Consider the following 13699-nt stretch of genomic DNA (forward strand, 5'->3'; position numbering starts at 1 on the left):
CTACTCAGTGTGCAGCGGGCGCCGTGCCCGCCGCGGGTTGGTTCGTCAGCGCGTCGACCACGCGCTCCATCTTCATGTACCGCGAGCCCTTCACGAGCAGCGTCGCCTGCGCGCCGTAACCGGCCGCGAGCAGCGCCGCCACAAGCGCGCCGACGTCGTCGAAGTGGCGTGCCGTGTCGCCGTACGCCGTGCACGCATCTCGCGATGCGTCGCCGAGCGCGAACAGCGCGTCGATCCCGCGCTCGCGCGCGTATGCACCGACCTCGCGATGGAATGCCGGCCCTTCGTCGCCGACCTCGCCCATGTCGCCGATCACCAGCACGCGCGGCGCCGGTTGCGTGGCGAGCACGTCGATCGCGGCACGCATCGAATCGGGATTCGCGTTGTACGTATCGTCGACGACCGTCGCACCCGCGAGGCTGCCCGCGATCGCCTGCTTCACCTGCAGCCGGCCCTTGACCGGCTCGAACGATTCGAGACCCTGCTTGATCGCCGACAGCGCGACGCCGGCACCCAGCGCCGCGGCCGTGGCGGCCAGTGCGTTGCGCGCGTTGTGCTCGCCGAGCGCGCGCAGCCGCATCGTGACGGCGCCCGCGGGCGTATCGATCGCGAGTTCGCCGCCGTGAAGACGGCCCGTGACCTGCGCGTCGTTCTGCCGTTCGGCATCGTGCAGCGCGAAATCGAGGATCCGGTTGCCGGTCGCCGCGACGCGCCAGATGCCCGCATACGCGTCGTCGGCCGGGAACACCGCAACGCCGTCCGGCGGGAGCGCGTGAATCACGGCCGCATGTTCGAGCGCGACCGCTTCGACCGTCGCCATGAATTCCTGGTGCTCGCGCTGCGCGTTGTTGACGAGCGCGACCGTCGGCGCCGTGAGACGCGCGAGGACTTCGGTCTCGCCCGGATGGTTCATCCCGATCTCGATCACCGCGAGACGATGTGCGGCCGACAGGCGCAGCAGCGTCAACGGCAGGCCGACGTCGTTGTTCAGGTTGCCGGCCGTCGCGAGCCGCGCGTCGGCGCCGACCGCCGCCGCGAAGATCGACGCGATCATTTCCTTGACGGTCGTCTTGCCGTTGCTGCCCGTCACCGCGACGAGCGGCAGCGCGAATCGTTTGCGCCAGCCATGTGCCAGTGCGCCGAGCGCGGCACGTGTTTCGCCGCCTTCGATCGCCGGCATCGTGACGCCCGCCGGCACGTGCGCGACGAGCGCCGCCGCCGCACCGCGCGCAGCGACATCGCCAAGGAAGTCGTGCGCGTCGAAGCGCTCGCCTTTCAGTGCGACGAACAGGTCGCCGGGGCCGACGGTGCGGCTGTCCGTCGACACGCGGTCGAACGTGACGCCCGCATCGCCGTGGACGGTTGCGCCGGGAATCAGGCGAGCGGCTTCGCCGAGACTGAGCATCGTCATTCGGCGCCTCCCTTGCCGTGCGTCGCGCGCGCTGCCAGCGCGAGCCGCGCGTGATCCTGGTCGGAGAACGTACGCTTCTTGCCCATGATTTCCTGCGTGCCCTCATGGCCCTTGCCGGCCAGCACGACGACATCCTCGCGTGCGGCGCCGCGCACGGCCTGCAGGATCGCGCTCGCGCGATCCTCGATACGACGTGCGTGATCGGCCGCGGTCATGCCCGAGACGATCTGGTCGATGATGCGCTGCGGATCCTCGCTGCGCGGGTTGTCGCTCGTGACGACGGTTTCATCGGCGAGCCGCTCCGCGATCGCACCCATTAGCGGGCGCTTCGTCGCATCGCGATCGCCGCCGCAGCCGAACATGCAGACGAGCCGGCCGCCGCGCGCCGTGGCGATCGGACGCAGCGCGTCGAGCGTCTTTTCGAGCGCGTCGGGGGTGTGTGCGTAGTCGATCACGACGAGCGGTTCGTCGTTCTGCAGCCGGCCGCCGAGCCGCTGCATCCGTCCGTTGACGGACTCGAGCCGCGCGATCTCGGCGAGCGCCGCGTCGAACGGCAGGTCGGCCGCGAGCAGCGAGCCGAGCACCGCGAGCAGGTTGCTGACGTTGAACGTGCCGAGCGTGCCGACCTCGACGTCCGCTTCACCCCACGACGAACGCAGGTGGAACGCCGTGCCGGTCGCGGTGGCGCGCACGTCGAGTGCGACCAGCTCGCGATCGGCGTCAGGCGCCGGTGCGTCGCCGATCCCGTACGCGATCGTACGCACGCGGCCGGCGAGCTTCTCGAGCAGGCGCCGACCGGCTGCATCGTCGCGGTTGACGACTGCCGCGCGCAGGCCGCGCCACGCGAACAGCTTCGCCTTCGCGGCCTCGTACGCATCGAACGTGCCGTGATAGTCGAGGTGGTCCTGCGTGAGGTTCGTAAACACCGCGATGTCGAAACCCGTACCGTTCACGCGCCCCTGGTGCAGCGCGTGCGACGACACTTCCATCGCCACGGCCTTCGCGCCCGCGTCGCGCAACTGCGCGAGACTGCGCTGCAGCTGCGGCGCGTCGGGCGTCGTGAACCCCGTCGGCACGAGCTGGCCGGGCATCCCGGTGCCGAGCGTGCCGATCACCGCGCACGGCTGGTGCAGCGCCGTCAGCGCGGCGGCGATCCATTGCGTGCACGAAGTTTTGCCGTTCGTGCCGGTCACGCCCACCGCAAGCAGGCTGTCGCTCGGATTGCCGTACCAGCCGCTGGCGATCTCGCCGGCGAGCTGGTCGAGCGCCGGCACGGCCAGTGCAACGGGCACCGCCGGCGCCGCGGCCAGCCCTTCCGGCTGATACAGTACGGCGGCCGCACCGCGCGCGACGGCATCGACAATGAAAGCGCGGTTGTCGGCCCCGTCGACCGCATAGGCAAAAAACACGTCGCCGGCCTTGAGGCTGCGCGTGTCGGCATGCAGTTGCGCTGCGGGGGCCACATGCTGATGCAGCCACGCAAGCGCGGCTGCGATCTGCTGATGCGCCGGATGGGAACTGCGAGCGGCGCTCATCGAACAACTCCTGGTGAATTACGCGTCGTGCTGGACACGATCATATGCTTCGCACCGCCACCTGCGGCCAGCTTTTGCGGCCCCGCTGCGGAAGGTGCTGCCGGCGAATCGTCAGACACGACGAGTTGCTTGATCGGCATGTTCGGCGGCACGTTCAGCGCACGCATCGTGTCGCCGGCGATCGCCGAGAATACGGGGCCGGACACCTGGCCGCCGAAGTGGCTGCCGGCGGTCGGCTCGTCGACCGACACCGCGACGACAATGCGCGGATTCGGCATCGGCGCCATCCCGACGAACGACGCGCGGTACTTGCGCGTGTAGCCGTGCCCCTCATGCTTGTACGCGGTACCGCTCTTGCCGCCGACGCGATAGCCCGGCACGGCCGCATCGGGCGACGTGCCGCCCGGCGCCACCACCGTTTCGAGCATCGCGCGCACTTCGCGCGCGGTGGTCGGGTTGAACACCTGCGTGCCCACGACCGGCTGATTGGGGTCTGTCTTGAAAATGGTCACAGGCATCAGCTCGCCGTCATGCGCGATCGCCGTGTACGCGCGCGCAAGCTGGAACAGCGACACCGACAGGCCGTAGCCGTACGACATCGTCGCCTGCTCGATGCGACGCCAGCTCTTCCACGGACGCAGGCGGCCGGCCACCGCGCCCGGGAACCCGACCTTCGGCGCCTGGCCGAGGCCGATGCTCGTATACATATTCCACATTTCCTCGGGCCGCATCGTCATCGCGATCTTCGTCGCGCCGATGTTGCTCGACTTCTGGATCACGCCGCCGACCGTCAGCGTGCCGAAACCCGCGTCGTCGGTGATCGGTGCGCCGTCGAGCACGAAATGCCCGTTGCCCGTCTCGACGAGCGTGTTCGGCGTCACGCGGTGCAGGTCGAGCGCGAGCGACACCGTAAACGGCTTCATGATCGAGCCCGGCTCGAATACGTCGGTCATGATCCGGTTGCGCAACTGCTCGCCCGTCATGCGCGAGCGGTCGTTCGGGTTGTACGTCGGGTAGTTGACGAGCGCGAGCACCTCGCCGGTGCGCACGTCGACGACCATCGCCGCGCCGGCCTTCGCCTTGAACTTCTCGACGGCAGCCTTCAGGTTCGCGTACGCGATGTACTGGATCTTGCTGTCGATCGACAGGTCGACGTCGGTGCCGTTGTGCGGCGGGATCTGCTCGGCGACGTCCTCGACGATGTGCCCCAGCCGGTCCTTGATCACGCGACGCACGCCCGACGTGCCGGACAGCATCTTCTGGTCGCCGAGCTCGACGCCCTCCTGCCCTTCGTCCTCGACGTTCGTGAAGCCGATCAGGTGAGCGGTGATCTCGCCTTCCGGATAGAAGCGCTTGTACTCGTTGCGCTGATAGATACCGGGAATGTCGAGGGCGGCAACCTTGTCCGCGACGTCGATCGGCACCTGGCGCTTCACGTAGACGAAACCCTTGTCTTCCGACAGCTTCACGCGCAGTTCCTTCGACGTCATGCCGAGGAGCTTGCCGAGCTGGTTGACCTTGTCGGCATCGAGATCGTCCGGCACCGCGTCGGGAATCGCCCAGATCGCGCGCACGGGCAGGCTCGTCGCGAGCACGAGCCCGTTACGGTCGAGGATCTTGCCGCGCGTCGCCGGCAGCTCGAGCGTGCGCTGGTAGCGGCTTTCGCCCTGCTTCTGGTAGAACGCGTTGCCGGGCCCCTGGATCCAGAACGCGCGCGCGGCCAGCGCGACGAATGCCATGAACAGCAGGAACACGACGAGCTTCGAGCGCCACATCGGCAGATGCACGCCCAGCACCGGGCTCGACGAGAACTTCACGTTCTGGCGCTTCTGGGACGGCTTCATCGCGCGCCTCCCTTGCCCTTGCCGGCCGTGTCCGCCGATGCCGGGATCGGCGCATCGATCGCCTTCGCCGCGCCCGGCGGCAGCGTCAGGTATTGCGTGCGGCCGGTCGAGATCGGCTGCATCTTCAGCGAATCGTTCGCAAGCTGCTCGATACGCGACGTCTTCGACAGCGCGCTCTGCTGATATTGAAGCTGCGCGTAGTCCTGCTGGAGCTGACGCTCCTGCGACTGCGCGCGCTGCAGCTGGATGAAGATCTGGCGCTGCTGGTTCGTCGAATTGACGACCGACAGCGCGCAGCCCATCACGATGATCAGCAGGAAGATATTGAAGCGGCTCATGGCGTGACGCGCTCCGCAATGCGCATCACGGCCGAGCGGGCGCGCGGGTTCGCGGCGACTTCCGCTTCACTCGGAAACTGGCGGCTGATGATCTTGAGCGGCGGGCTCGGGAGGTCGACGGCGCGGATCGGCAGGCGACGATCGACCGCAGGCGCACTCGCGTGCGCCTGCATGAATCGCTTGACGATCCGGTCCTCGAGTGAATGAAAGCTGATGACCACCAGCCGCCCCCCTTGCTCCAGCAACGACAGTGCCGCGTCTAGTACGACTTGCAGGTCCGCAAGCTCTTGATTGACGTGAATCCGTATAGCCTGAAAGGTGCGGGTTGCCGGATCCTTGCCCTTCTCACGGGTTTTGACGACGTGACCCACGATTTGGGCAAGCTCGCCCGTGGTGTCGAGAGGCCCAAGACGGTCGGACTCTGCCCGGCGAGCAACAAGCGCCTTTGCAATCTGAAAAGCAAACCGTTCTTCCCCATAATCCCGTATCACCTCCGTCAATTCCTGCACCGAAGCCCGTGCGAGCCATTCCGCCGCCGACTCGCCGCGCGTCGGATCCATCCGCATGTCCAGCGGGCCATCGGCGCGGAAGCTGAAGCCGCGCGCCGGATCGTCCACCTGCGGCGAGGACACGCCCAGGTCCAGCAACACACCCGACACCTTCTCGACGCCGCGCGCCGCAAGCGCGTCGCGCATCGATGCAAAGCTGTCATGCACGATCGAGAAGCGCGCATCCTCGATGCCTTGCGCCGTCTCGATCGCTCGCGGGTCCTTGTCGAACGCAATCAGCCGCCCGGCCGGCCCCAGCCGCGCGAGCACCGCACGGCTATGACCGCCGCGCCCGAACGTGCCGTCGACATAAACGCCGTCCGGCCGCGTCACGAGCGACTCGACCGCTTCATCCAACAGCACCGTCCGATGCCGCAATTCGTTTCCCATCGCGGGCGTCTCCGTCACCGCAATCAGAACGTGAAATTCTTCAGCGCGTCGGGCATGCCCTGCGCCATCGCCGCCTGCTCCTTCGCGTTGTAGGTCTGCGAATCCCACAGCTCGAAGTGACTACCCATTCCCAACAACATGACTTCCTTTTCCAGTCCAGCTGCCATGCGCAGCTCGGGCGATACAAGAATCCGGCCGGCGCTGTCGAGATCGACGTCCATCGCATTGCCGAGAAAAATGCGCCGCCACCAGTGCGCGTCCATCGGCAGCGCGGCGATCTTGGCGCGGAATACTTCCCATTCGGGGCGCGGAAACAGCAACAGGCAGCCGTCCGGGTGCTTGGTCACAGTCACCCGTCCTTCTGCCTGTCCTTGCAGCGCTTCGCGATAGCGAGCCGGCACCGACATCCGCCCTTTCGCATCGAGCGTCAGCGCCGACGCCCCTTGGAACACTTTCCGCTCTCCCGTTCAGGGCACCGAAGCACCCGCTCAATGCTGAGAATTTAGCCGGAATAGCCCGCCAAATCACACAAAAATACACTTTCTCACACTGTCTCCCACTTTAGAGGAAGGGTGTGGCACGGTCAAGGGAGCGGCCCGCTTTTTTGACGAATTTTGTTAGTTAGAACAAGGACTTACGCGCACATGCTCATGCTGCCCCTCATTCCAAAAACCGTTATAAATGAATGAGCTAGTGCAACTTGTGAAGGTGATACGTGAGAAAGACGGGCCAGACAGGTGTGCGGACGGGGCTTTCGGGGGCGGGAAAACGAGGAATAAACGGGCGGTATCAGCGGCAGGGAGCCGGGGCGACGTCACGCATCGCCCCGGTGCGAATCTCACAGATAGTACGCAGTGCTCGTCATGACTTTCGACGCGGCGCGCATCAGCATTCGCGCGGGCAGCGGCAGTTCGATCCCGCCTGCGTCGGCGGCGGCCTTGCCGTGCTTCACCTCGTCGATACGCATCTGGTCGACGATCGCGCGCGACGCGGTATCGGCCGCCGGCAACTCGGACATATGGCCTTCGAGATGGCTCTCGACCTGCCGTTCGGTCTCTGCCATGAAGCCGAGACTGACCTTGTCGCCGAGCGCGCCAGCCGCCACGCCGATCGCGAGCGAACCCGCATACCAGAGCGGGTTCAACAGGCTCGGGCGCGAGTCGAGCTCTTTCAGGCGGTGCGCGGTCCACGCGAGGTGATCCTCCTCCTCGCGCGCGGCTTCCTCGAACATCGCCTTCGCGGATGCCGTGCGCGCGGTGAGCTTCTGCGCCTGGTACAGCGCCTGAGCGCAGACCTCGCCGACGTGGTTCACGCGCATCAGCCCGGCGGCATGCGTACGCTCCGCGGGCGTCAGTTCGACGGCGGGCGCCTCGGCCGGCGCGGGCACCGGCCGGCTCATCCGGCTAATGCCCGTCAGCGACCGCAGGCCGCGATCGAATTCGCTGATCAGTTCATCAAACACCATCCTGTTCTCCTGGCTGCATGTGCCGCCGCGAGCGGCAATGGCACGGGTCCGCTGCGTAACCGACTTGATTATTCAGCGGAAATTGCGGTTAACCCGTGATTTTAACCATTGTTGCATAAAGGAAACATGGCGACCTTGAGCTGCGGCATTTCGCTTTGTGGCAAAAACCGGTTTTGCTACATTACGTGCGACTTCTTGCGAAGTTGATGGGGCCCGTCAACAGAACATAACTATCCGCCCCGCCAGAAAAATTCAGTGATTTTTGGAGATCCGTTAATGAAAAAGTCGCTTCTCGCGCTCGTCGCGCTGGGCGCGTTCGCTGGCGCTGCCCATGCGCAAAGCAGCGTGACGCTTTACGGCATCATCGATGAAGGCCTGCTCTTCAACAACAATGCGGGCGGCAAGCACCTGTACAGCATGGCCAGCGGCGTGATGCAAGGCAGCCGCTTCGGCCTGCGCGGCACCGAAGACCTCGGTGGCGGCCTGAAGGCGATCTTCACCCTCGAAAACGGTTTCGACGTGAACAGCGGCAAGCTCGGTCAGGGCGGCCTGATGTTCGGTCGTCAGGCTTACGTCGGCCTGTCGAGCCAGTACGGTACGGTCACGCTGGGTCGTCAATACGACTCCGTCGTCGACTTCGTCGGCCCGCTCGAGGCAGGCGACCAGTGGGGCGGCTACATCGCCGCTCACCCGGGCGACCTCGACAACTTCAACAACGCCTATCGCGTGAACAACGCGGTCAAGTTCACGAGCCAGACCTATGGCGGCTTCTCGTTCGGCGGCCTGTACAGCTTCGGCGGTCAGGCAGGCCAGTTCTCGAAGAACCAGGTCTGGTCGCTCGGCGCAGGCTACAACAACGGCCCGCTGGTCTTGGGCGTCGGTTACTTGAACGCACGTACGCCGAACCAGTTCGGCGGCATGTTCAACAACGGTTCCGCGTCCTCGTCGGTCTCGTCGCCGATCTATGGTGCGTACGCGAACAACGCGAACACGTACCAGGTCATCGGTGCAGGCGGCGCATACACGTTCGGTGCAGCAACGATCGGCGCGACGTACTCGAACACGAAGTTCAAGGGCTTCTCGGCAGGCCCGTTCGTGAACCAGACCGCGACGTTCAACAACGGCGAAATCAACTTCAAGTATCAGCTGACCCCGGCGCTGATTCTCGGCGCGGCGTACGACTACACGCAAGGCAGCAAGATCGACGGCAACTCGGCAGCCAAGTACCACCAAGGCTCGCTGGGCGTCGACTACTTCCTGTCGAAGCGCACCGACGTCTACGCGATCGGCGTGTACCAGCACGCATCGGGCAACGTGCTCGACGCGAACGGCGACGTGATCAAGGCAACCGCGTCGATCAACGGTCTCGCCGGTTCGAGCACCAGCAACCAGGTCGCGGCACGCGTCGGCATCCGTCACAAGTTCTAATCAGCTTGCCTGACAAGCCGCAGCATATTGAAGGCGCCTCCGGGCGCCTTTTTCTTTTGCGGGGCAGAACCGCAAAGCCGGAGCGCGGCGAATCGCGCCGGGCGTTGCGCGCTCGTCGTTGGGGGCCATGCCGCTTGCCTCTGCAGCCATCGAAACGCACGGCCGCCGCCGCAAGCCCATTCCGGAGGAAATCTCGTTCGGAGACAAACCTCCTCGGGGCCGCGCTGCAAACAAAAAGGCCCGGCATGTGCCGGGCCTTTCCCTTCGATCGACCGCGACGTTACGCGCGTCCGTCGCGCAATTCGCGCCGCAGGATCTTGCCGACGTTCGTTTTCGGCAGCTCCGTACGGAACTCGACCAGCTTCGGCCGCTTGTAGCCAGTGAGGCGCTCCTTGCAGTAGGCGAGGATGTCCTTGTCGGTGAGCGCCGGGTCCTTCTTCACGATGAACAGCTTCACGGCTTCGCCGGAATGCTCGTCGGGCACGCCGACCGCCGCCACCTCGAACACGCCCGGATGCGACGCCACCACGTCCTCGACTTCGTTCGGGTACACGTTGAAGCCCGATACGAGAATCATGTCCTTCTTCCGGTCGACGATCTTCACGTAACCCCGTGCATCCATCACGCCGACGTCGCCCGTCTTGAAGAAGCCGTCCGCGAACATGACCTTCGCGGTCTCGTCCGGCCGGTTCCAGTAGCCGGCCATCACCTGCGGCCCGCGGATGCAAATCTCGCCGGGTTCGCCAAGCGCGACGTCGTTGCCGGCATCGTCGCGAATCGCCACTTCGGTCGACGGCAGCGGCAGGCCGATCGTCCCGCTGTATTCGGTCGCCGTCACCGGGTTGCAGGTCGCGACCGGCGACGTTTCGGACAGCCCGTATCCTTCGATGATCGCCGTATGGGTCTTTTCATACCAGCGTTTCGCGACGCCTTCCTGGATCGCCATGCCGCCGCCGTTGGCGATCACGAGCTTCGACAGGTCGAGCTGATTGAATTCGGGGTGGTTCAGCAGTGCGTTATACAGCGTGTTGACCGCCGGGATCGTCGAGATCTGGTAGCCCTTCAGCTCCTTGATCATGCCGGCGATGTCGCGCGGGTTCGGGATCAGGATGCCCATGCCCCCGGTACGCATCGTCAGGAAACCGCAGACGGTCAGCGCGAACACGTGATACAGCGGCAGCGCGACAACAGTCACGAACTGTTTCACCTCCGGAAACTTCTCGTGAGCCGGATGATGCCAGGCGCCGGCCTGCAGCACGTTCGACACGATGTTCCGGTGCAGCAGCGTCGCCCCCTTCGCCACGCCCGTCGTCCCGCCCGTGTATTGCAGGAACGCGACGTCATCGGGGCCGATCTTCTGGGCCTTGAATGCCTGCCGAGCACCTTCCGACAGCGCGGCCTTGAAGCGCGTGAACGACGGCAGTTGCCAGGCCGGCACCATCTTCTTCACGTTGCGCACGACGTAGTTGACGAGCCATCCCTTGATGCCCAGCAGATCGCCCATCGACGCGACGACGACGTGCTTGACGCTCGTATTCGCGATGACAGCCTGCAGCGTCGACGCGAAATTCTCGAGAATGACGATCGCCTCCGCGCCGCTGTCCTTCAGCTGATGTTCGAGCTCGCGTGGCGTGTAGAGCGGATTGACGTTGACGACGGCGTAGCCCGCGCGCAGTACCGCGGCGATCGCCACCGGGTACTGCAGCACGTTCGGCATCATGATCGCAACGCGCGCCCCGCGCGCAAGACCGCGCGATTGCAGCCAGGCGCCGAACTGGCGCGACAGCTTGTCGAGTTCGCCGTACGTGATGCCCTTGCCCATGCACACGAACGCCGTGCGGTCGCGGTACTGGCGGAAGCTTTCGTCGAGCAGGTCTGGAACGGAGGGATACGGAGACGCGTCAATTTCGGCTGGAACGCCGGGTGGGTACGATTTCAGCCAAATTTTGTTCATACTGCGCGTCTCCTCACGGATTTTCGAATGATCGTGCTAAAACGCATCGTAACGGCTCGCCCGTCCCGATACAACAGGGTTAGATGTCCACTTCGAACTTCCGTGGAGATTCGTCGGATGATACGGTGATATTCGGTCAAATGCGTTCAACTTCCACAAGGCAATCGTAAAACGTCGCCGAATTGCCGAGATCGGTGAGCGCCTGGCTCGTCACCTCGTTCGCGTTCCTGCCGTCCGGCGACAGCTTCTTCCACCAGATCGACAACCCGACGACGAGCCCTGCACGTGCGCGATCGGTAATTCTCGCGAGCGCCTGCATCGAGCCGCGGTCGTTGAAGATGCGGACGAGATCGCCCTCCGCGATGCCCCGTGCATCAGCATCCGACGGGTGAATGTCGAGATGCGGTTCGCCTTCGGTATGACGCAGGCTGTCGACGTTCACGAACGTGCTGTTCAGGAAGTGACGGGCCGGCGGCGAAATCATCGCGAGCGGATAGCGCGCGGCGAGTTCGGGTGCCGCCTCGGCCGATTCGAACGGCGGCAGGTAGTCGGGCACAGGGTCCACGCCCATCTGCTCGAGCCGCGGGCTGTAGAACTCGCACTTGCCGGACGGTGTACGGAAACCGCCGTTCGCGAACGGCGCCTCCGGCAGCTTGAGTTTCAACCAGCCGTCGCGCTTCAGCGTGTCCCAGTCACTGTCGAGTGCCGGATCGTCCCAGCGGAGGGCCACGCGCGCGACCTCTTCGTCGCTGTGATAGAGCGCGGGCTCGTCCAGCCCCATGCTGCGCGCGATCCCGCGGAAGATCTCCGTGTTCGGCCGCGCGTTTCCCACCGGAGGAATCGACGGCAGGTTCGCCATCACGTAGGTGTGGCCGTACGATTTGTGAATGTCCAGATGCTCGAGCTGCGTGGTTGCCGGCAGCACAATGTCGGCGAAATCGGCGGTATCTGTCTTGAAATGCTCAAGAACCACCGTGAACAGATCGTCACGCGCGAACCCCGCCGCGACTTTCGAGGAATCCGGCGCGACCGCCACCGGATTCGAGTTGTACACGATCACCGCTTCGACCTTCGGTCCGAAGGTGGCATCGCCCGGGTGCAACAGCGCGTCGCCGATCGCGTTCATGTTGATGATGCGCGGCAGTTTGTGCGGCCAGCCCGGCATCAAGTCCGGGCGCAGCAGCGCAGCCTGGTTGACCGGCGCGGATTCCGAAGACGAGAGCAACAACCCACCGGCCCGATCGCGCCATGCCCCCGTCAGCGCCGGCAGACTTGCGATCGCCCGTACCGCGTTGCCACCGCCGCGGACGCGCTGCATGCCGTAGTTCAGGCGGATCGATGCCTTCCGGGTAGCGCCGTAACGACGCGCAAGATCGATCAACTCCGACGCGTCGATGCCGCAAATCTGCGCGACACGATCCGGCGGATAGGACATCGCCCGTTCCTTGAGTGCGTCGAAACCGAGCGTATGGTTGGCGATGTAGTCGTGATCGAGCAGGTCTTCGGTAATCAGCACGTTCATCATGCCGAGTGCGAACGCGCCATCGGTACCCGGTTTCAACGCAATATGCTGATGACACTTCTCCGCTGTCAGCGAACGGTACGGATCGATGGCGACAAGACGGGCGCCTCGGCGCTTCGCTTCCTGCGCACGCGTCCAGAAATGCAGACTCGACGCGATCGGGTTCGCTCCCCATATCAGAATCAGTTCGCTTTCCTCGAAATGCTCGAGATGCATACCGAGACTGCCGCCATATGTGTACCGTAACCCCGCAGCACCGGCCGCCGCGCAGATCGTGCGCTCGAGCCGCGAGGCGCCCAGTTTGTGGAAGAACCGCTGGGCGATGCCCTCCCCTTGCACGAGCCCCATCGTCCCCGCATAGCTGTACGGCACGATCGCTTCCGGTGCGCGCGCCGCGATTTCACCGAGACGACGGCCGATCTCGTCGAACGCCTCGTCCCAGCTGATCGGTACGAAATGCCCTTCCCCTTTGGCGCCGATGCGCTTGAGCGGAACGGTGAGGCGATCGGGATGATGAACGCGATCGGCGTATCGGCTGACTTTCGTGCATAACACGCCTTGCGTCGGCGGATGGTCAGGATCGCCCGTTACCTTGATCGCCTTGCCATTTTCGACGGTCACGCGCATTGCGCACGTGTCCGGACAATCGTGCGGGCAAACGGCCCGGGCTACCTGAATCGCGGCGTTCATCGTTTTGAGTGCTTAGATGGGGGTTCGCAAATTTTACGTGGACACGCCGAATAAAGCGTTCATTTCGTTCGGATTCTGGGTTATCTGACCAAAAATCGATTGGAGGAAACCGGGGTAGTTTCGGTTGCACCACGCGTCATCTGCGAGGGAGGTTTGTATGGCCCGTCCGATATGCGTTGTCGACGATGGAAGGCAGATCGTGCACGACGTCGCTAATCGGTACACGGAGAGGAGGGAGTTGCGGTTTTGATCGGAGATACGACCAATAGATCAAGGGATCGCGAATGATATCGGTCATTTCGGAAAACCAGGCGTTGCGATTGGGTGCACTTGGGAGTCGTGGAGAATCGGCACCCCCGGCCCCAGCTCGAGCAGCGGCCTGGCCACCGATCCCGATCACTCGCGCATTTCCGTCGCCGAAATGCAAAAACCCCCGCCTTTCGGGCGGGGGTTTCTGGCTTAGGGAGCCTGACGATTACCTACTTTCACACGGGAATCCGCACTATCATCGGCGTAGAGTCGTTTCACGGTCCTGTTCGGGATGGGAAGGGGTGGGACCGACTCGCTATGGTCA

10 protein-coding genes and 1 rRNA gene are annotated in these 13699 nt (G+C 64.6%); 1 reads left to right on the plus strand and 10 read right to left on the minus strand.

Features of this window, described 5'->3' with window-relative positions; all coding sequences use genetic code 11:
* Positions 1 to 4: 4 nt before the first annotated feature.
* The 7 genes from ACTJLD_RS19680 to coq7 form a co-directional block, all read right to left on the minus strand.
* Positions 5 to 1411, minus strand: coding sequence for a UDP-N-acetylmuramoyl-tripeptide--D-alanyl-D-alanine ligase (locus ACTJLD_RS19680; RefSeq protein WP_440659444.1), 1407 nt, complete (start codon positions 1409 to 1411; stop codon positions 5 to 7).
* On the minus strand, positions 1408 to 2946 hold the full coding sequence (locus ACTJLD_RS19685; protein ID WP_060194644.1) for a UDP-N-acetylmuramoyl-L-alanyl-D-glutamate--2,6-diaminopimelate ligase: 1539 nt from the start codon (positions 2944 to 2946) through the stop codon (positions 1408 to 1410). Before ACTJLD_RS19685 ends, ACTJLD_RS19680 begins: the two co-directional genes overlap by 4 nt.
* Entirely contained in the window at positions 2943 to 4790 is a 1848-nt protein-coding gene (locus ACTJLD_RS19690; protein ID WP_027788455.1) for a peptidoglycan D,D-transpeptidase FtsI family protein, read from the minus strand. The genes ACTJLD_RS19685 and ACTJLD_RS19690 overlap by 4 nt, the downstream gene beginning before the upstream one ends.
* Positions 4787 to 5128, minus strand: coding sequence for a cell division protein FtsL (gene ftsL / locus ACTJLD_RS19695; protein WP_021159919.1), 342 nt, complete (start codon positions 5126 to 5128; stop codon positions 4787 to 4789). The genes ACTJLD_RS19690 and ftsL overlap by 4 nt, the downstream gene beginning before the upstream one ends.
* Positions 5125 to 6066 (minus strand): 16S rRNA (cytosine(1402)-N(4))-methyltransferase RsmH, encoded by a 942-nt coding sequence (gene rsmH, locus ACTJLD_RS19700; RefSeq protein WP_027788456.1) that lies wholly within the window; start codon positions 6064 to 6066, stop codon positions 5125 to 5127. Before rsmH ends, ftsL begins: the two co-directional genes overlap by 4 nt.
* A 23-nt stretch (positions 6067 to 6089) precedes the next feature.
* The gene (mraZ, locus tag ACTJLD_RS19705; protein WP_006487094.1) at positions 6090 to 6518 is read right to left on the minus strand and encodes a division/cell wall cluster transcriptional repressor MraZ; all 429 of its coding nucleotides are present in this window, start codon (positions 6516 to 6518) and stop codon (positions 6090 to 6092) included.
* Between the two features lie 386 nt (positions 6519 to 6904).
* Positions 6905 to 7531 (minus strand): 2-polyprenyl-3-methyl-6-methoxy-1,4-benzoquinone monooxygenase, encoded by a 627-nt coding sequence (gene coq7 / locus ACTJLD_RS19710; protein WP_027788457.1) that lies wholly within the window; start codon positions 7529 to 7531, stop codon positions 6905 to 6907.
* A gap of 276 nt (positions 7532 to 7807) precedes the next feature.
* On the opposite strand from coq7, the gene ACTJLD_RS19715 reads away from it, so the two are divergent.
* Positions 7808 to 8959 (plus strand): porin, encoded by a 1152-nt coding sequence (locus ACTJLD_RS19715; RefSeq protein WP_027788458.1) that lies wholly within the window; start codon positions 7808 to 7810, stop codon positions 8957 to 8959.
* A gap of 280 nt (positions 8960 to 9239) precedes the next feature.
* Here the strand turns inward: ACTJLD_RS19715 and ACTJLD_RS19720 are convergent, their stop codons facing one another.
* The 3 genes from ACTJLD_RS19720 to rrf all read right to left on the minus strand — a co-directional run.
* Positions 9240 to 10913: a long-chain fatty acid--CoA ligase gene (locus ACTJLD_RS19720; RefSeq protein ID WP_027788459.1), complete on the minus strand. Its 1674-nt coding sequence runs from the start codon at positions 10911 to 10913 to the stop codon at positions 9240 to 9242.
* 136 nt (positions 10914 to 11049) lie between these two features.
* Entirely contained in the window at positions 11050 to 13125 is a 2076-nt protein-coding gene (locus ACTJLD_RS19725) for a molybdopterin-containing oxidoreductase family protein (protein WP_440659445.1), read from the minus strand.
* 466 nt (positions 13126 to 13591) lie between these two features.
* Positions 13592 to 13699, minus strand: a 5S ribosomal RNA gene (rrf, locus tag ACTJLD_RS19730); the annotation flags it as partial.

Source organism: Burkholderia sp. 22088 (genome assembly GCF_052045915.1).
GTDB classification, from domain to species: domain Bacteria; phylum Pseudomonadota; class Gammaproteobacteria; order Burkholderiales; family Burkholderiaceae; genus Burkholderia; species Burkholderia cepacia.